The 18,481-nt window shown below is 73.6% G+C and carries 17 protein-coding genes; 10 read left to right on the forward strand and 7 right to left on the reverse strand.

Going from position 1 to position 18,481, the window contains the following annotated elements; all coding sequences use genetic code 11:
* Window positions 1-2: 2 nt before the first annotated feature.
* Complete coding sequence (locus ABEB09_RS19090) at window positions 3-1,157, reverse strand: lipid-transfer protein (protein WP_345691128.1); 1,155 nt, start codon at window positions 1,155-1,157, stop codon at window positions 3-5.
* A gap of 100 nt (window positions 1,158-1,257) precedes the next feature.
* Between ABEB09_RS19090 and ABEB09_RS19095 the strand changes: the two genes are divergently transcribed.
* The gene (locus tag ABEB09_RS19095; protein WP_345691129.1) at window positions 1,258-2,871 is read left to right on the forward strand and encodes a FadD3 family acyl-CoA ligase; all 1,614 of its coding nucleotides are present in this window, start codon (window positions 1,258-1,260) and stop codon (window positions 2,869-2,871) included.
* Window positions 2,872-2,888: 17 nt separating this feature from the next.
* Here ABEB09_RS19095 and ABEB09_RS19100 read toward each other — a convergent pair whose 3' ends face one another.
* Both ABEB09_RS19100 and afsR read right to left on the reverse strand, forming a co-directional pair.
* Window positions 2,889-3,170: a hypothetical protein gene (locus tag ABEB09_RS19100; RefSeq protein ID WP_345691130.1), complete on the reverse strand. Its 282-nt coding sequence runs from the start codon at window positions 3,168-3,170 to the stop codon at window positions 2,889-2,891.
* 200 nt (window positions 3,171-3,370) lie between these two features.
* Complete coding sequence (gene afsR, locus ABEB09_RS19105) at window positions 3,371-6,616, reverse strand: SARP-family global regulator AfsR (RefSeq protein WP_345691131.1); 3,246 nt, start codon at window positions 6,614-6,616, stop codon at window positions 3,371-3,373.
* A 157-nt stretch (window positions 6,617-6,773) separates the two neighbouring features.
* Between afsR and ABEB09_RS19110 the strand changes: the two genes are divergently transcribed.
* Complete coding sequence (locus tag ABEB09_RS19110) at window positions 6,774-8,027, forward strand: amidohydrolase family protein (RefSeq protein WP_345691132.1); 1,254 nt, start codon at window positions 6,774-6,776, stop codon at window positions 8,025-8,027.
* 71 nt (window positions 8,028-8,098) lie between these two features.
* Window positions 8,099-8,401 (forward strand): hypothetical protein, encoded by a 303-nt coding sequence (locus ABEB09_RS19115; RefSeq protein ID WP_345691133.1) that lies wholly within the window; start codon window positions 8,099-8,101, stop codon window positions 8,399-8,401.
* 90 nt (window positions 8,402-8,491) lie between these two features.
* Here ABEB09_RS19115 and ABEB09_RS19120 read toward each other — a convergent pair whose 3' ends face one another.
* The 3 genes from ABEB09_RS19120 to ABEB09_RS19130 all read right to left on the reverse strand — a co-directional run bounded on the left by ABEB09_RS19120 (window position 8,492) and on the right by ABEB09_RS19130 (window position 11,277).
* Window positions 8,492-9,316 carry a tetratricopeptide repeat protein gene (locus tag ABEB09_RS19120; RefSeq protein WP_345691134.1) on the reverse strand — a complete coding sequence of 275 codons (825 nt, stop codon included), beginning with the start codon at window positions 9,314-9,316 and terminating at the stop codon, window positions 8,492-8,494.
* A gap of 267 nt (window positions 9,317-9,583) precedes the next feature.
* Window positions 9,584-9,970 carry a VOC family protein gene (locus ABEB09_RS19125; protein WP_345691135.1) on the reverse strand — a complete coding sequence of 129 codons (387 nt, stop codon included), beginning with the start codon at window positions 9,968-9,970 and terminating at the stop codon, window positions 9,584-9,586.
* 152 nt (window positions 9,971-10,122) lie between these two features.
* A complete protein-coding gene (locus ABEB09_RS19130; RefSeq protein ID WP_345691136.1) occupies window positions 10,123-11,277 on the reverse strand; it encodes a serine hydrolase domain-containing protein in 1,155 nt (384 codons plus the stop codon).
* Window positions 11,278-11,658: 381 nt separating this feature from the next.
* Here ABEB09_RS19130 and ABEB09_RS19135 point away from each other — a divergent pair, with 381 nt between their 5' ends.
* Window positions 11,659-12,090, forward strand: a complete 432-nt coding sequence (locus ABEB09_RS19135) for an RICIN domain-containing protein (RefSeq protein ID WP_345691137.1) — start codon at window positions 11,659-11,661, stop codon at window positions 12,088-12,090.
* A 54-nt stretch (window positions 12,091-12,144) separates the two neighbouring features.
* Here the strand turns inward: ABEB09_RS19135 and ABEB09_RS19140 are convergent, their stop codons facing one another.
* The gene (locus ABEB09_RS19140) at window positions 12,145-12,894 is read right to left on the reverse strand and encodes an SDR family oxidoreductase (protein ID WP_345691138.1); all 750 of its coding nucleotides are present in this window, start codon (window positions 12,892-12,894) and stop codon (window positions 12,145-12,147) included.
* A gap of 209 nt (window positions 12,895-13,103) precedes the next feature.
* Between ABEB09_RS19140 and ABEB09_RS19145 the strand changes: the two genes are divergently transcribed.
* From ABEB09_RS19145 to ABEB09_RS19170, 6 genes are all read left to right on the forward strand, one after another.
* Window positions 13,104-13,910 carry a 2OG-Fe(II)-dependent halogenase WelO5 family protein gene (locus ABEB09_RS19145; protein ID WP_345691139.1) on the forward strand — a complete coding sequence of 269 codons (807 nt, stop codon included), beginning with the start codon at window positions 13,104-13,106 and terminating at the stop codon, window positions 13,908-13,910.
* 14 nt (window positions 13,911-13,924) lie between these two features.
* Window positions 13,925-14,872, forward strand: coding sequence for a serine/threonine dehydratase (locus tag ABEB09_RS19150; RefSeq protein ID WP_345691140.1), 948 nt, complete (start codon window positions 13,925-13,927; stop codon window positions 14,870-14,872).
* A gap of 54 nt (window positions 14,873-14,926) precedes the next feature.
* Window positions 14,927-15,340 (forward strand): PaaI family thioesterase, encoded by a 414-nt coding sequence (locus ABEB09_RS19155; RefSeq protein ID WP_345691141.1) that lies wholly within the window; start codon window positions 14,927-14,929, stop codon window positions 15,338-15,340.
* 58 nt (window positions 15,341-15,398) lie between these two features.
* Window positions 15,399-16,316 (forward strand): TIGR03619 family F420-dependent LLM class oxidoreductase, encoded by a 918-nt coding sequence (locus ABEB09_RS19160; RefSeq protein WP_345691142.1) that lies wholly within the window; start codon window positions 15,399-15,401, stop codon window positions 16,314-16,316.
* Between the two features lie 9 nt (window positions 16,317-16,325).
* The gene (locus ABEB09_RS19165; protein ID WP_345691143.1) at window positions 16,326-17,087 is read left to right on the forward strand and encodes an SDR family NAD(P)-dependent oxidoreductase; all 762 of its coding nucleotides are present in this window, start codon (window positions 16,326-16,328) and stop codon (window positions 17,085-17,087) included.
* An 89-nt stretch (window positions 17,088-17,176) separates the two neighbouring features.
* Window positions 17,177-18,301: an LLM class flavin-dependent oxidoreductase gene (locus tag ABEB09_RS19170; RefSeq protein ID WP_345691144.1), complete on the forward strand. Its 1,125-nt coding sequence runs from the start codon at window positions 17,177-17,179 to the stop codon at window positions 18,299-18,301.
* Window positions 18,302-18,481 lie beyond the last annotated feature (180 nt).

An 18,481-nucleotide genomic window follows, 5' to 3' on the forward strand; every position in this document is an offset into this window, starting at 1 on the left:
TGTCAGCTCCTCAGCAGCAGGGCCGACGTGGGTACGCCCTCGCCGGCCGTGACGAGGCAGGTCTCGGCGCCGGGCACCTGGGCCGTGCCGGTGCCGCGCAGTTGCCGCACGCCCTCGGTGATGAGGTTGAAGCCGTGCACGTACGCCTCCGACAGGCCGCCGCCGGCCGTGTTGAGGGGCAGGCGGCCGCCGATCTCCAGCGCGCCGCCCTCGGTGAACGCGGCGCCCTCGCCCCGGTCGCAGAAGCCGTAGCCCTCCAGGGACAGCGGGACGAGCGCGGTGAACGCGTCGTAGATCTGGGCCACGTCGATGTCCTCGGGGCCGAAGTCGGCGCGCTTCCACAGGAGTCGGGCGGCCGTCCAGGCCGGGCCGGTGAGCGGGTCGTCGGTCCAGTAGTTGACCATTCCGTGGTGCTGGGCGGGCAGGCCCTGGGCGGCGGCGTGGACGTACACGGGCCTGCGGCGGCAGTCGCGGGCGCGCTCGGCCCGGACGAGGACGCAGGCGAGGGCGCCGTCCGTCTCCAGGCAGTTGTCGTAGAGGCAGAGGGGCTCGCTGATCCAACGGGACGTCATGTACATCTCGCGGGTCAGGGGCCGGTCGTACATGATCGCGGCGGGGTTCTGGTTGGCGCGGTTGCGGCAGGCGAGGGCCACGTTGAACAAGTGGTCGCGGGTGGCGCCGTACGTGTGCAGGTAGCGGCGGGCGAGCATGGCGATCTCGTCGGCCGGGCGGAGCAGCCCGAAGGGGCGGGTCCACTGGGCGGGCGTGGGCAGTTGGGCGGTGGTGTTCGTCCAGGGGCGGGGGCCGCTGCCGCGCTTGCGGGAGCGCCAGGCGACACCGACGTTCGCCTGTCCGGTGGCGAGGGCGGCGGCGAGGTGCGCGACGGTGGCGCAGGAGCCGCCGCCGCCGAAGCCGACGCGGGAGAAGAACGTCACGTCGCCCGCGCCGATGGCCTTGGCGAGTTCGACCTCGTCCGTCTCCTCCATGGTGTACGAGGCGAGGGCGTCGACCTCGGAGGGTGCGATGCCCGCGTCGTCGAGTGCGGCGAGCACGGCCCGGCAGGCCAGGGCCTTCTCCGACTCGGGGAGGTGCCGCGCGAAGGCGGTCTGCCCGATGCCGACGATCGCGGTCGCGTCCTTGAGTCCCGGCCCCGCCATGAGTGCCCCCTGTCGCCCGGCCTCCGTGCCGCTGACAGCGCGCCAGGGTACAGCTAATCTGACGAACAGTCAGCTACTGTGCGTGGAGCGGGAGGCCGGCATGGAGTGGGACAGGTGGGGGACCATCCCGGGGCTGGTCCGGTGGGCCGCCGGACGGTACGGCGGCGCCGAGGCGGTCGTCGACGGGCGCACCCGGATCACCTACCGGGAGCTGGGCGACCGCGTCGAACGCGCCGCCGCCGCGTGCGTCGCGTCGGGCCTCGAACCGGGCGACCGGGTCGCGATCTGGGCGCCCAACAGCCTCGACTGGATCGTCTCCGCGCTCGGCGCGGTCACCGCCGGCGGGGTCCTCGTCCCGCTCAACACCCGCTTCAAGGGCGCCGAGGCGGCGTACGTCCTGCACCGCAGCCGCGCCCGGCTGCTGTTCGTCACCGGCACCTTCCTCGGCACCTCGTACGTCGCCGCCCTGCGCCGCCACCGGGCCGAACTTCCCCAGCTGGAACAGGTCGTGGTCCTCGCCGACGGCGCGCCGCCCGAGTACCGCACCTGGCGGGACTTCCTCGCGGCCGGCGACCGCGTCCCGGCCGCCGTCGTACGGGCCCGCGCCGACGCGGTGGAGCCCTCGGCGCCCGCCGACATCGTCTTCACGTCCGGCACGACGGGCCGCCCCAAGGGCGTCGTGACCCGCCACGAGCAGACCCTGCGCTGCTACGCGACCTGGAGCCAGGTGGCGGGGCTGCGCGAGGGCGACCGCTACCTGATCGTGAACCCGTTCTTCCACACCTTCGGCTACAAGGCCGGGATCCTCGCCTGCCTCATGCGGGGCGCGGTCGCCGTGCCGCAGGCGGTGTCCGGCACCGACACGGTCCTGGCGAACATCGTGGCCGAGTCCGTCTCGGTGCTGCCAGGACCGCCCACCCTCCTGCAGTCCCTGCTGGACCACCCGGCGCGGGCCGCGCACGACCTGTCGACGCTGCGCCTCGTCGTCACGGGCGCAGCCGTCGTCCCGGTGCGCCTGGTGGAACGGCTCCGCACCGAACTGGGCGTCGGGACCGTCCTCACCGCGTACGGCCTGTCGGAGGCGACCGGCCTGGTCACCATGTGCCGCCGCGGCGACGACCCGAGGACCGTGGCCACCACCTCGGGCCGCGCCGTCCCCGGCACGGAGGTGCGGGTCGCCTCGCCGGGCCCCGGCCGCCCGGGCGAGATCCTGGTGCGCGGCCACAACGTGATGGCCGGCTACTTCGAGGACCCTGAGGCCACGGCCCGGGCCGTCGACGCGGACGGCTGGCTGCACACGGGCGACGTGGGCGTCCTGGACGCCGCCGGCAACCTGCGGGTCACGGACCGGATCACGGACATGTTCGTCGTGGGCGGCTTCAACGCCTACCCGGCGGAGATCGAGCACCTGCTGGCCGGCCACCCCGACGTCGCCGACGTCGCGGTCGTCGGCATCCCCGACCCGCGCCTCGGCGAGGTCGCCAAGGCCTACGCGGTGCGCCGGCCGGGCGCGACGCTCACCGAGAACGACCTGATCGCCTGGTCGCGCCGCGCGATGGCCAACTACAAGGTGCCCCGGCAGGTGGAGTTCGTCCCCGCCCTGCCGCGCAACGCGAGCGGCAAGGTCGTCAAGGGCGAACTGCGGGCATGCAGCAGCCGCGGCGGCTCCCCCTCCGCGCCGCCGCGGCCGCACCCCGTGGGTGAAGGTCCCTGACGCCCAGGACTCCGGACTTACTTGATCGTCGGAGCCGGGGCGTGGCTGTCCAGCGTCGTGATGTCCGGCCCCAGGGCCGGCGGCGCCGGGGCGTGGCTGTCGAGCGAGGTGACGTCCGGGCCGAGGGCCGGCGGCGCGGGCGCGTGGCTGTCCAGCGTCGCGACCTCCTGGTCCTTCAGCGCGGGCGGCGCGGGCGCGTGGCTGTCCAGGCTGCTGATGTCCGCGCCCAGGCCGGCCGGCGGGACGTCCGCCTGGCTGTCCTGCGTGGTGTTCTCTGCGTTCTTCGGGCTGTCACTCATCGTCGTTCTCCCCGTTGCGGCGTCATGACCGGTGAACGCCCGCTCGGCAACTCCCCCGAGGGTCGCCGAACGGGCGTGGTGCGGCCCGCCTGAACGGCGGGCCCCTCCGCGAATCGCCCGCCCCCCGACGCGACGAATCGATGTCCTTGAGGATGTCAGGTCCTCATAAACGTTCGATGAACGCCCTAGCCGGGCGCCCCTCAGGCCGCTTTGAGCGGCGCGAGCAGACCACGGACCTCCTCGGCCTCCGGCGCGCCGGACGCCTCGAACACGGCCAGCGCCTCCCGCCAGCACACCTGCGCCCGGCCCAGCTGCCCCAGGCTCCGCAGCGACCTGCCGAGCAGCGTCAGCGCGTTCGCCTGCATCCAGTCGCCGCCGATACAGCCCAGGCCCAGGGCCTGTTCCGCGTGCTGCGCGGCGTTCGCCGGGCGGTCCGACGCGAGGTGGACCTGCGCGATACGGAAGTGCGTGGTGCCCTCCCACAGGCGCTGCCGGCTCTCCTGGAAGATACCCAGCGCCCGCGACAGCTCGTCCAGCGCCTCCGCGTACCGGCCGCTCTGCGTGAGCACGATGCCCAGCGCGTAGCGGGCGTTGGCCAGCCGCAGCGCCAGGCCCAGCTCGTCGTAGATGGCCACGCCCCGGCGCGCCAGCTCCACCGCCTCGTCCGTGCGGCCCATGGACCCCACGACCCGGGAGAGGTTGCACAGGGCACTCGCCTCGCCGGCCCGGTTGTCGTCGGCGCGGAACGCCTCGACCGCGCGCAGCAGATGCGTCTCGCCCTCGGCGTGCCGGTTGGTGCAGATCGCGATGATGCCCAGCTCGTTGGGCGCGTTGCCGCACGTCCACGGGTCCCGCGTGACCCGCCCCAGCTCCACGGCCCGCGCCGCCTCGACGCTCGCCTGCTCGAAGCGGCCCGCCGTGCTGTGCACCTGGGCCAGCGTGACCCGCGCGCGGGCCTCCGCGTGCGTGTCGGCCGCGCGGGCCGCCGCCTCCCGGGCCGCGTTCGTGGCCGCCTCGTACCGCAGGGCGCTCGCGCCGGACTCCCGCAGGTCCTTGGAGCACAGCAGCAGGTCCAGCGCCCGGCGCAGCGTGGCGGAACCCAGCGACTGCTGCACGCACGCCAGGATGCAGGCCGCCTCGGCGTGCAGCCAGTCCTGCGCCCCGTGCCGGTCGGTGAAGGCGAGACCCTCGTACGCGGTCGGCTCCAAGTGGTCCACGAGCCGGTCGCCGGGCCGCTCGACGGCGTACACGCGGGCCGCCGTCGCCAGGTAGAAGTCCAGCAGCCGGGACAGCGCCGCCTCCCGCTCCGCCGGCGGCTGCTCGTCGCGCTCGGCGCACGCACGCGCGTAGAGCCGTACGAGATCGTGATAGCGGTAGCGGCCGGGCGCCGCCGACTCGACGAGCGAGGTGTCGACCAGCGTCTCCAGCAGGTCCTCGGCCTCCTGCGGAGGCAGGTCCAGCACGGCGGCCGCCGCGGCCAGCGAGATGTCCGGCCCGTCGGCGAGCCCCAGCAGCCGGAACGCGCGCGCCTGCGCCGGCTCCAGCTGCCCGTAGCCCAGCTCGAACGTCGCCTTCACGGCCAGGTCGCCCGCCTGCAGCTCGTCCAGCCGCCGCCGCTCGTCGGCCAGCTTCGCCGCCAGCACCGACACCGTCCACGTGCGGCGCGCCGCCAGCCGCGACGCCGCGATCCGGATCGCCAGCGGCAGGAACCCGCAGGCCGCGACCACGTCCAGGGCCGCGTCCCGCTCGGCCGACACGCGCTCCTCGCCCACGATCCTGGTGAACAGCTGGAGCGCCTCCTCCGGCGACATCACGTCCAGGTCCACCAGGTGCGCACCCGCCAGGTCCACCATCCGGATCCGGCTGGTCACCAGCGCCGCGCAGCCCTCCGTGCCGGGCAGCAGCGGCCGCACCTGGGCCGCGTCCCGCGCGTTGTCCAGCAGCACCAGGACCCGCCGCCCGGCGAGCGTCGAGCGGTACAGCGCGGCCCGCTCGTCGAGCGTCTCGGGGATCGCCGTGTCCGGCGTGCCGAGCGCCCGCAGGAACGCGCCGAGGACCGTCTCCGGCTCGGCCGCCCGCGCCCCGGCGCCCATCAGGTCCACGTACAGCTGCCCGTCCGGGAAGTGCGGCCGCGCCAGGTGCGCCACGTGCACGGCCAGCGTGGTCTTGCCGACCCCACCGATCCCCGCGAGCGCCGACACGGCCATGACCGAGCCCTCCGCGGTGGTCAGCAGGCCGCCCAGCTCCCGTACGAAGGAGGCGCGGCCCGTGAAGTCCGGCACGGTCGCGGGCAGCTGGGCCGGCCGCGACACGGCCGGCTTGGCGGGCGCGGGCGTCTCCACGGGCTGCGCCAGCTCGCTGTCCGCCTGCAGGATCCGCTGCTGGAGGCGGGCCAGCTCGGGGCGCGGGTCGACGCCCAGCTCGTCCGCGAGGAGCCGGCGGGTGTCCGCGTACACGGCCAGCGCCTCGGCCTGCCGCCCGCTGCGGTAGAGGGCCAGCATGAGCAGTTCGCGCAGCCGCTCGCGCAGCGGGTGCGCGGCCGTCAGCGCGGTCAGCTCGGACACGGCCTCGGCGTGGTGCCCGCACTCCAGGTCCAGGTCGAGGCGGGTCTCGATGAGCTGGAGGCGCCACTCCTCCAGGCGGGCGCGCTGGTTCTCGGCGTACGGGCCCGGTACGGAGGCCAGCGCCTCGCCGTCCCACAGCCCGAGCGACTTGCCGATGAGCGCGCGGGCCTGGGCGCGGTCGCCGCCCGCGCGGGCCTTCTCCGCCTCGGCGGCCAGCTCCTGCGCCACGTTGAGGTCCAGGGCGTCGGCGTGGACGCGGATGGCGTACCCGCCGGACTCGCTGACCAGCACGCCCGGCGGCAGCACCTTGCGCAGCCGGGACGCGTACGTGCGGACCGCCGCGAGGGCCTGGGAGGGCGGCTCCTCGCCCCAGATGGCGTCGATCAGCTCGGCGGCGGTGGCGGTACGCCCGTCGCGCAGCAACAGCGCGGCGAGCAGCGCCCGCTGCTGCGGTGAGCCCGACGGCAGGTGATCGCCCCCGAGCCGGGCACGGACGGGCCCGAGCACCGCGAAGTGCAGGGAGGCGCTCTCTCCGGGCCTGCCCGGAGAGGGGGCGCTGTCCGGAGCGGGGGTGGTGTCGGGCGTACGGGCGGCGGGTGTACGGGCGGCGGGCGTCTGGCCGGCGGACTCCTGACCACCGGAGCCCCGGCCGCCGGGCGTACGGGCGCCGGAAGCGCGGCCGTCGCCGGACCGGCTCTCGGGCGTACCGCCGCCGGAGGTGCCGCGGGTGCCGGACGCGCGGCCGGCCGGCGCGTGGCCCTCCGGCGTGTGTCCCGGCGCGTGGCCGCCCGGTGTGGGACTGGCCGGTGCCGGGCCGGCCGGTGCCTGCGCCTGCTGCGGAACGCGCTGCTCCGGCACTCGCGGCCCGTTGTCACGGTCCATAGCTCCCCCTGCCCGTACTGCTGGTATCGCCGCTGACAGTCTGCCTTGTCGTGGGACGGTGCGTCAGCAGTGGGGTGACGCTCCGCACAAGGTCGTGACACGATCCGGAAACACCGAGGAGCTGACGGCTCGTCAGTTCGACGCTACCGTGAGGGACATGGAGACCAACCCGGGCACCACCACCCCGCCCGCCGAGCCGGCCTTCCCGGAGATCATCTCGGTGGACGACCACACCGTGGAGCCGCCGGACGTCTGGCGGGACCGGCTCCCGGCGAAGTACCGCGACACTGGTCCGCGCATCGTCCGGGCGCCCCTGAAAGAAATGTCCTTCCTGGGCGGCAGGTTCGCCCCCGTGATGGGCGAGCCCGGGGACGAGGGACCGGTCGGCGACTGGTGGGTCTACGAGGACCTGCGCCGCCCGCTCACCCGCCTCGACACCGCTGTCGGCCACGACCGCGACGAGATCCGGCTGGAGGTCATCACGTACGAGCAGATGCGCCCCGGCTCGTACCGGGTGCGCGACCGGCTGGCGGACATGGACGTCAACCACGTCGGGTCGGCGCTCTGCTTCCCCACGTTCCCCCGCTTCTGCGGCCAGACGTTCACCGAGGCCCGCGACCGCGAGCTGGGCCTGCTCGGGATCCGCGCCTACAACGACTGGATGGTGGAGGAGTGGTGCGGCCCCGAGGCGGCCGGCCGGCTCATCCCCCTCTGCCTGATCCCCCTGTGGGACGCGGAGCTGGCAGCCGCCGAAGTCCGCCGCAACGCCGCCCGCGGCGTCCGCGCGGTCGCCTTCTCGGAGATACCGCCGCACCTGGGCCTGCCGTCCATCCACACGGACGCCTGGGATCCGTTCCTCGCCGCCTGCGACGAGACGGGTACGGTCGTCGCGATGCACATCGGCTCGTCGAGCCGTATGCCCTCCACCTCGGCCGACGCCCCGCCGGCGGTCGGCTCCACCATCACCTTCGCCAACTGCTGCTTCTCGATGACCGACTGGCTGATGAGCGGCAAGCTGGAACGCTTCCCCGGCCTGCGGATCATGTACGCGGAGGGCCAGATCGGCTGGATCCCGTACATCCTGGAGCGCGCCGACGTGGTGTGGGAGGAGAACCGCGGCTGGGGCGGCGTCGCGGACAAGGTCACCCGCCCTCCGTCCGAGGTCTTCGCCGACCACGTGTACGGCTGCTTCTTCGACGACGCCTTCGGGCTGCGCAACCTCGACGCGATCGGTGTCGGCAACGTCCTGTACGAGACGGACTACCCGCACTCCGACTCCACGTGGCCCAAGTCCCGGCAGGTCGCCGAGGCCCAGATGGCGCACCTGGCGCCGGACGTCGTGGAGCGCATCGTCCGGGGCAACGCCATCGACCTGCTCGGCCTGACGCCGGAGGGCCTGTGGGCGGGCTGAGTACGGACGTACGGACGAACTGAGTACGGGCGCCGGTGCCGACCGGACGGCACCGGTGGTGGGCTGGGCCCATGACGCCGACCCACACGACGCCCGCGCCCCATCCGACCTGGTGGAGGGGCCCCTTCGTGGTCTCCCTGCCGACCGTCCCGCTGCTGGTGTGGGAGTACCTGACCTTCCGGGCCGAGGGCTACACGAGCGGCTTCGAGACGATGGTCGTGCTGGCCGCCGTCCTGCTGGCGGTCTCCTGGCTGCTGCCGCACCGCCGTTCGCTGCGCGGCCTCCGCTTCCTGGCGGCCGGCGCGGCCTTCACCCTGGCGCTGCTCCCGCTGCTGCTGGTGGCCCTGATGGCGGCGGCGATGGCGGGGGCGTGAGCCCGCGCGCCCCGGGAGCCGCGCTGCCGGTGGGCCGTGAGGCGCGCCGGGCCGGCGGGGGCCGCTGTGCCGGTGGGGCCGTGAGGCGCGCTAGTGCCCCGGGACCCGCTTGCCGGCGAGCGTGTTGATGAGCGCCTGCGCCATCCCGGGGTCCCCGGCCAGGTCCCCGGCGTGCCGGATCTGCTCCTCCCCGACGGGCACCTGCTTGGCCAGCTCGATGGCGTCGTGGATGCCGTTGCCGTCGCCGTGCGCGAACATCGCCAAGTACCAGCGGATGGCCTGCACCGGGTCCGGCGCGGTGCCGAACCCGTCGCGGTACCAGCAGGCGGCGGCGTACATGGCCTTCGTGTGCCCGCGCTCGGCCGCCCACACGTACCAGCGCAGGGCCTCCTCGTCCCGGTCCTCGTCCGACAGCCGGTCGCCCAGCACGGCGCCCGCGTCCACGACGCCCCGCCCGGCGGCCAGCTCCAGCAGCCGCAGCGCCTCGCCCCGGTCCGCGTCCACCCGCATCTGGCCCAGGTTGAACGCCGCGTACCCGTCGCCGGCGTCCGCCGCCGCCCGGAACAGCTCGGCGGCATGATCACGGTCCTCGGCCACGCCCTGCCCGTTGACCAGCATGAACCCGTACGTACGCTGTCCGGCCGGGTCCCCGGCGTCGGCGGCCTGCCGGGCGTACGCCACGGCCATGGGCAGGGCCGACTCGTCGAAGTAGTCGAGGAGGATGCCGGCGAGCAGCGCCGCCGCGTCGGCGCGCCCCTCGTCGGCGAGCGGCTTCAGCTCGCGCGTGACGGCGACGGCGCCGTTGGCCCCGTCGAGGCTGCCCGCCATGGCGGCCCTGACGAAGGCGTGCCCGGCGGCGACCCACTCCCCGGTCTCGACGGCGCGGCGGGCTTCGGCCAGAAGGTCCTCGGTCATCGGGTCACTGTAGGGCCGCCGCGGACACCGGCTGAAAGCGGGGTGCGTGGAATCGGGGGCGTGCCGAGGCGCCCGGCCGCGTGGGCCGAGGCGTGTCCCGCGGGGCGGGTGCCGAGGCGCCCGGGCGCGTGGGCCGAGGCGTGTCCCGCGGGGCGCTTCCTGACATCTGTCAGGGCGGCCGGGTGGGGCGCCTTCCTAGGCTGACGAGACGGCTCTGCGGCCGGTCCCCAACCCCCTGGGACCGGTCGCAGTGCCATGCCCGGACCGCTACGGCCGGATGTAGGGCCGGGTCATGATCTCCATGTTGTGGCCGTCGGGGTCGTCGAAGTACGCCCCGCGCCCGCCGAACAGCCTGTTGATCCGGCCGGGTTCGGTGTGGCCGGGGTCGGCGTAGTACGTGACCCCGACGGCCTCCAGGCGGGCGATCATGCCGTCGAACTGCTCGTCGGGCACGAGGAACGCGTAGTGCTGGGACTGGATCGGCTCGTCGGTCTTCTCGTAGTAGTCGAGCGTCACACCGTTCCCCAGATCGACGGGCAGGAACGGCCCGAAGGGCGCGTCGACCTGGAGGCCCAGGATGGCGGCGAGGAATTCGGCGGACAGCTTGCGGTCCGAGGCGAAGACGACGGTGTGGTTGAGCTGGACGGATGTCATGACTGCTCCATGTCGTGGAGGGGTGCGCGGAAAACGACTGAACGACAGAGAGGAGCCGACGGCGGGGCCCTGGCCCGCCCCGCACTCACGCCAGGGCCGGGCGCCTCACTCGTACATGGCCCATGGCCGACCCGGCAGTCACCCGGCCGACATTAATTCGCGGTGCGGGCCCGGACAATCGATATTTGGCCGCGATCGTCCGCGAGCGCGGTTTCGACGATCGCCTTGATATGCGCGAGGTCGGAGCCTTTCCCCGTCGGGTTGAGGGAGTACACCACGCGGTGCCTGAGGTCTCGGGTCGCGAAAAAGCCGTTGTCCCAGCCGGGGCGGGAACCGGTCTTGCCCCAGGCGTACTCGCCGCTCGGGAGCTGGTGGCGCATCAGTCCGCCGATGCTGAAGCAGGCCGCCGGGCCGAAGCAGTTGGTGTTGGTGGCGCTGCTCTTCACCTTCGGCACGTCGAACACCAGCTTCTGCTGGGCCGGCGGGAGCAGGCGGCCCCGGAACAGTGCCGTGAGGAAGCGGTCCAGGTCGGCGGCGGTGGAGATCATGCCGCCTTCGGCCCACGGGTAAGGGCTCTGCTCGGTCACGTCCTGCCCCAGGACGTACACCCGCGCGTGGGGCGAGGGGATCGTCGGGTCGTCGGCAGCGGGCAGGCTGGTGTGGCGCAGACGCAGCGGCCGGATGATCCGTCGGTCCAGTTCGTGGGCGAAGGACCGGCCTGTGACGCCCTCGACGATCAGACCGAGAACGAGAGAGTTGAGTCCGTTGTACTGCTGCTCGGCGCCGGGGGCGGGCAGTGGATACGTGGCTGCGGCGAACGCGTCGCGCAGGGCGTCTCGGGGCGTCACGGACGTGAGCCACCATCCCGGTCCGTCGGCCGGCCCGGGGGTCGCGGTGGGCTTCGGCAGGCCGCTCGTGTGGTTGAGGAGCTGGCGTACGGTGACGTGGTCGTACGCGGCGGGCATCAGCCCGGGGACGTACCGCCGCGCCGGTGCGTCGATGTCGATCCGGCGCTGGGCGACGAGCTGGAGCACCACCGTGTTGGTGAACACCTTGGACACACTGCCGATCCGGAAATGGGCGTCGGCGGTGACCGGACCGACGGCGGCCCCCACGCCGTCCCGTCTGACCAGCGCGCCCGCCACGATGTCGTCGGGCAGGCGGGCCAGGGCGTCCTGGACGGTGGGTTGCGCGGCGGCTCCGGCGCCGCGAACAGCCATGGCGGCGGCCGCGGGCACCGCCGCACCGGCGGTGACAGCGGTGGCCAGGACGAGGGCGGTGGCGGTGGCGGCGAGGCGGATACGCACGGAGGATCCTCCAGAGCAGAGTCGACGTGCCTTTGCGGCAGGACAACTCTTCCGCCGCCAGCCCCCGTTGCTCATCAGTGATCACCCTGATCGGCCCCTGGGTCGCCCCTGAGAACGTCACGCCCCTCCAACGCCCCGACCCCCTACCCGGCAGGTCGGGGCCGAGCAGCGCGGCGGCGCCGACGGTCCCGTTGCCGGGTGACCTCAAGTCGTGCAGAAATCGCAAATTTCTTGCACCAGAACTCTTATGTTCGAAAGGGATGAGTCAGGCGCAATGGGCAATTTGTGTCTGGAATCGCGCCTTACCGGTCACCATTGGGCGCTCCTAGGGTGAGGGACGTTCGGTCAGCCGTCCGCGCTCGTCCCCTCCCGGGAGGCGTCATGTCCCAGCTCCTGCCCAACGGCGTGTACGTGATCAGGAACGCCCACTTCGAGGACCGCGTCATCGACCTCAGCCAGGGCCGGCCCGAGCCCAACACCCCGGTCATCGGGTGGCACCTGCACCGTGGTGCGAACCAGCAGTGGGAGCTCACCTCGCTCAACGGCGTCAACCTGTACAGCCTCAAGAGCATGATCAGCGCCGGCGACAGCTTCCTCGCGCTGAGCGACCTCAGGGTCTCCCCGCCGCTGCTCGCCGGGCAGCCGTACTACGAGCAGTGGTCCATCGAGCCCGTCGGCGAGGGGCTGTTCCGCATCCACCACCCGTACCACCCGAGCGTCGCCACCCTGTCCGAGGAGAAGGAGGGGACGCAGATGACCCTCCTGCCGTGGGAGGGCGACCAGCGCCAGATGTGGCGCTTCGAGGCCGTCTGATCCCGCACGCCCCCGACGGGCGCGGCCACCCGCCAGGTGGCCGCGCCCGTGTGCTCAGCCCAGCCCGCCCGTCGCCCGCAGGTTCTGGCCGGTGATCCAGCGGGCGTCCGGGCCCGCCAGGAACGCCACGACGTCCGCCACGTCGGACGGCTGCCCGAGCCGCCCCAGCGGGGTGAGGCCCACGACCATGTCCAGCGCCTCCGGCGGGTTGGTGCCGCGCAGCAGGTCGGTGTCCGTGGCGCCGGGCGACACCGTGTTGACCGTGATGCCACGGGCGCCCAGCTCCATCGCCGCCGCCGCGGTCAGCTGCTCCAGGGCCCCCTTGCTGACCATGTACGGCGTGATGCCGCGTGCCGCGCGCACGGTGTTGAGGGTCGAGATGTTCACGATGCGGCCCCCGTCCGGCATGTGCCGGGCCGCGTAACGGATGGTGAGGAAGGCCGCCTTGGTGTTCACGGCCAGCACCCGGTCGAACAGCTCGTCGTCCGTCTCGGCCAGCGGTGTCGGCGTGAACGCCGCCGCCGCGTTGTTGACCAGGACCTCCACACCGCCCGACGGGCTCTCGCGCGCGGCGGTGTCCATCAGCTCCTCCGCCGCCCCGGCCTCCGCCAGGTCCAGACGTACGGCGCGGGCCGAGCCGCCCGCCTCCGCCACGGCACGGACCACCTCCTCGGCCGCCCCCGCACTCCGCGCGTAGTTGAAGACCACGTGCGCGCCGTCCCGGGCGAGGCGCTCCACGATGCCCCGGCCGATCCCGCGCGAGCCTCCCGTGACGACGGCGGTCCTGCCCTTCAGTAACGCCACAGCGTCCTCCTTCGTATGCGTTGCGCCGCTCCCGTCATCCTGGCCGCCCTTCCACCCGGTGACACCGGGCAGGCCTCGCGAGCACGCCGTGGCCCGCGTGCACTCCACCCGCGGTCTCCCGCGCTGCGGGCCGGGGGTGCCGGGCGTATCGTCGGAAGGGGTTCACGGCTCTTCTCCCGAACGGCACCCGTACGGCAGGAGGAGGCGACATGACCCGGACCGTGACTCTCGATCCGCTGTTCACCGCCGCGGACGCCCCCGCGTTCACCGACCGTGACCTGGCCCACCTCGCGGCCGGCACCCTGGCCGCCGTACGCGTTCCCGGCTTCCTCGACCCGGCCACGTGCCGGGAGGTGACCGCCGCCCTGGAACGGCTGCCCACCGCGCCCTACGACCCGCGACGGGTGCCGACGCCCGTCCTGCGGTTCGGGCCGGCGCTCAACGACTACCGGCTGCCCGGCGGCAAGCTCGACGCCGAACGGTACTGGCCGGACGCCGAGGCGGCCCGCCGCGCCTGGAACCGGGCCGGCCTGCGGCCCGACCCCGTGGCGGTCTCCCTCGCCCGGCTCGGCGCGACCTGGGGCGCCGCCGTCGTACCGGCCACCATCGACGGGCGTGCCGTGTTCGGCGGCACCCTGCGGCAGATCGACTCCGGGCTGCTGATGCACTACGACGACATCAACCGCGAGTTCCCCGACGGGCTCTTCGACCAGGACGTCGTCGCCCAGCTGGCGTTCAACCTCTACACGGCCGTCGCGGACGGCGGCGGCGCGACCAGTGTGTGGCGGCACCGCTGGGAGCCGGCCGACGAGGAGTACCGCGAGGCGTACGGGTACGGCACGGGCGCCGTCGCGCACTGCCAGCGCGTCGACCTGCCGCCGCACGTCGGCGACGGGCTGCTGTTCAACCCGGCGCACTTCCACGCCGTCGCGGCCAACACCGGCGGCGGGCGGCGCATCGCGTTCGCCTTCTTCCTCGGGCTCACCACCACCGGTCAGCTCGTCGTCTGGTCCTGACAGGCCGGTGCCCCGTGTCCGGACCCGACCCCCTCCGCCACCCCGACATCACGGCCGCCGCCGCGCGGATCGCCGGTCGCGTACGGCCCCTCAGCGTCGCGCCCGCCACCGACGGCTCCTCCGGTGAACGGCTCTGGTACGCCCTGGAGTTCCTCCAGTACACCGGGACGTTCAAGGCCCGGGGCGCGGTCAACTTCATCCGCGCCCACCGCGAGGCCGGAACGCTCCCCGAGGCCGGGATCACCATCGCGTCCGGCGGCAACGCCGGCCTCGCCTGCGCCTGGGCCGCGCGGCAGCAGCGCGTACCGGCGACCGTGTTCCTGCCCGCCAACGCCCCGCCCGTGAAGGTGGCCCGGCTGCGCGCCTATGACGCGGACGTGCGGCTGGCCGGGAGCGAGTACGCCGAGGCGCTGGACGCCTGCCTGACGTTCGCCGCCGACACCGGGGCGCTGGCCTCGCACGCGTACGACCATCCGCTCATCGCCGCCGGGGCCGGCACGCTCATGGAGGAGCTGCACCAGCGCCTGCCCGCCCTCGACACGGTCGTCGTCGCCGTCGGTGGCGGCGGGCTGTTCGCCGGGATCGCCACCTCCGCCGACCACCACGGCGTCCGCGTGGTCGCCGCCGAGCCGGAGAACTGCCGCGCCCTGAACGCCGCCCTGGAGGCGGGCCGCGTCGTCGACGTCCCCGTCGCGTCGGTCGCCGCCGACTCCCTCGGCGCCCGCCGCGTCACGCCGCTGGCCCTGTACGCGGCGCAGCACTACGACGTGTGCTCCGTGCTCGTACCGGACGAGGAGATCGTGCGGGCCCGCCGGGAGCTGTGGGATGAGCACCGCATCGCCGTCGAGCACGCCGCCGGGGCCGCCCTGGCCGGGCTGCGCGCGTACGGCCCCTCGGAGGGGGAGCGCACCGCCGTCGTCCTGTGCGGCGCCAACACCGACCCGGGCGACCTGACCGCGTGATACCGCCGGTGACGGGTGCTGGTGCGGCGGCGCGGGGGGCGGCACCATCGAGCCATGACCCTCACCCTCGCCGAAGCCGACAAGGTCCTCGCCGACAACTTCGCCCCCTGGGTCCTCGCCCTGGGCCTGACCGTGGAGGAGACCGGGGAGCGCCACGCCGTCCTGCGGCTGCCCTGGGCGGACACGCTGGCCCGGGAGGGCGGCGGCCTGTCCGGGCAGGCCCTCATGGCGGCCGCCGACACCGCCACCGTCGTCGCCCTGTCCTCGGCGCGCGGCGGTTTCGTGCCCATGACGACCGTCCAGCAGTCGACGTCGTTCCAGCGTGCCGTGACCGGCGCGGACGTACTGGTCGAGGCCAGGATCACCAAGCTGGGCAGGCGCATGGCGTTCGTGGACGTCGTGATGACGGCCGAGGGGGAGACGGAGGCCGCGGCCCGCGCCTCCACGGTCTACGCACTGCTCGCCTGACCCTTGTCTGATGACCCGTCAGGTATGACCATGGGGCCCGCCGACGAATGGGGTCCCCATGGTCATGTACGGGATGCAGCTGCCGGTCCAGTCCCAGAGCGCCGTCTACGCCGAGAGCTGGGAGGTCGAGGCCGGGCCCGCCGACCTGGTCGCGGTGGCCCGCGCCGCCGACCGGTACGGCTTCGCCTACCTCGCCTGCTGCGACCACGTCGCGATACCCCGGCGGCTGGCCGCCGCCATGTCGACCGTCTGGTACGACCCGGTCGCCACGCTCGCCCACCTGGCGGCCGTCACCGAGCGGGTACGGCTCCTCAGCCATGTCGCCGTCGTCGGGCTGCGCCACCCGCTCGTCACGGCCAAGCAGTACGCCACGCTCGACCACCTCAGCGGCGGGCGGCTGGTCCTCGGCGTGGGCGCGGGCCACGTGGAGGAGGAGTTCACCGCGCTCGGCGCCGACTTCGCCGCCCGGGGCGCCCTCCTCGACGAGTGCGTGGACGCCCTGCGGGCCGCGCTGGGTCCGGAGGAGTTCCCCGAGTTCGCCGGCGAGCGCTTCTCGTTCAAGGACCTCGGCCAGCGGCCCCGCCCCGCGCAGGACCGCGTGCCCCTCTGGGTCGGCGGCTCCTCCCCGGCCGCACGGCGCCGCGCCGCACTGCGGGGCGACGGGTGGCTGCCCCAGGGCGACCCGCGCGACCGCCTGCCCGCGAGGATCGCCGGCCTGCGCCGCCTCCGCGAAGAGGCCGGACTGACGGCCCCCTTCACGGTCGGCGCCATCGCCGAACCCCTCTACGTGGGCACACCCGCCTGGCACGTCGGCCGCCACACGCTCCACGGCGCCCCCGAAGCCCTCGCCTCGTCCCTGCGCGCGTACGGGCAGATGGGCGTCGACCAGATCCAGGTCCGGTTCCGCTCCCGGAGCCGCAGCGAACTGCTCGACCAGATGGCGGCCTTCGCCACCGAGGTCGCCCCACACCTCTAGGAGGACCCCATGGGCAGGCTGGACGGACGGGTCGTCGTCATCACCGGCGCGGCGCGCGGGCAGGGCGAGCAGGAGGCGCGGCTCTTCGCCGCCGAGGGGGCCCGGCTGGTCCTCGGCGACGTCCTCGACGAGCAGGGGGAGGCCCTGGCGGACGAGCTGGGCGCGGGGGCCGCGCGCTACGTGCACCTGGACGTGACCCGGGAAGAGGACTGGGCCCGCGCGGTGACGGCCGCCCGGGACGCCTTCGGCCACATCGACGGCCTCGTCAACAACGCCGGCATCCTGCGCTTCAACGAACTCGTCGCCACGCCCCTGGACGAGTTCCAGCAGGTCGTCCAGGTCAACCAGGTCGGCTGCTTCCTCGGCATCCGCACGGTCGCGCCCGAGATCGGCGCGGCCGGCGGCGGCACGATCGTCAACACCGCGTCGTACACCGCCCTGACCGGCATGGCGTACGTGGGCGCCTACACCGCCACGAAACACGCCGTCCTCGGCCTCACCCGCGTCGCCGCCGTCGAGCTGGCACCCCGCGGCATCCGGGTCAACGCCATCTGCCCGGGGGCCGTCGACACCCCGATGAGCAACCCCGACGGCGCCGCCCCGGAGGAGCTGGACGAGCTGTACCGCACGCTCGTGCCCCTGCGCCGGGCGGGCCGCCCCGAGGAGGTCGCGGCGCTCGCGCTGTTCCTGACGGGCGCGGAGTCCTCGTACATCACGGGCCAGCCCTTCGTCATCGACGGCGGCTGGCTGGCGGGGGTGAAGCTTTTCTGACGGACCGTCAGTCTTGACCCGTCGCCGGATGCGGGTGGACCCTTTACCTGACGGAGCATCAGATAATGACACCGGGACGGTGAACCCCCGTGGAATTCGGGCTCTTTGTACAGGGATACGTACCGGCCGAGCGGGCGCAGGCCGACCCCCAGGCCGAGCACAAGGCGCTGATGGAGGAGACCGAGTACGTCATCCAGGCGGACCGGTCCGGGTTCAAGTACGCCTGGGCCTCCGAGCACCACTTCCTGGAGGAGTACTCCCACCTCTCCGCCAACGACGTCTTCCTCGGATACCTCGCGCACGCCACCGAGCGCATCCACCTCGGCTCCGGCATCTTCAACCCCCTGGCGCCCGTCAACCACCCCGTCAAGGTCGCCGAGAAGGTCGCCATGCTCGACCACCTCTCCGGCGGCCGCTTCGAGTTCGGCACCGGGCGGGGCGCCGGGTCCCACGAGATCCTCGGCTTCCTGCCGGGCATCACCGACATGAACCACACCAAGGAGATGTGGGAAGAGACCATCGCCGAGTTCCCCAAGATGTGGCTCCAGGACGAGTACGAGGGCTTCCGGGGCCGCCACTGGTCCCTGCCGCCCCGCAAGGTCCTCCCCAAGCCGTACGGCTCCACCCACCCCGCCATGTGGTACGCGGCCGGCTCCCCGTCCTCGTACGCCATGGCCGCGCGGAAGGGCCTCGGCGTCCTGGGCTTCAGCGTCCAGAAGGTCTCCGACATGGAGTGGGTCGTCGACTCCTACAAGGGCGCGATCAAGGACGCGGAGCCGGTGGGGGCGTTCGTCAACGACAACGTGATGGTGACGTCCACGGCGATCTGCGCGGAGACGCACGCGAAGGCGGTCGAGATCGCCGTCGGCGGCGGGCTGAACTACCTGCAGTCGCTGCTGTTCCGCTACCACGACACGTTTCCGCGCCCGGACGGCATTCCGGAGTGGCCGGAGCTGCTGCCCGAGTACACCGAGGAGATCATCGAACTCCTCATCGCCGAGGAGCTGATGATCTGCGGCGATCCCGATGAGGTGCTGCGGCAGTGCAAGCGCTGGGAGCAGGCGGGGGCGGACCAGCTGTCGTTCGGGCTGCCGATCGGGGTGTCGTACGAGGACACGATGACGACGATCCGGCTGATCGGGGAGCACGTGATCCCGAAGATCGACACGGACCCGGTACACCGCACGACGCGCCTGCGCGCGGCAGCGGGCTAGTCGCCCCCCCGGGGGTGAGCCGCCCACGGGCGGGCGGCCCCACCACCCCACCCCCCACCGGGGGTCAGTCGCCCACGCACGGGACGGGGGTGGACCGGGGGTCGCGCGCGCAGGATTGGCGGCGCTGGGACGCCTCGCTCTCACGGGCCCGAGCGAGCCAATCTGAGCACGTGACCCCCG

Origin of the sequence: Streptomyces coeruleoprunus (assembly GCF_039542925.1) — a bacterium.
GTDB classification, from domain to species: Bacteria; Actinomycetota; Actinomycetes; order Streptomycetales; family Streptomycetaceae; genus Streptomyces; species Streptomyces coeruleoprunus.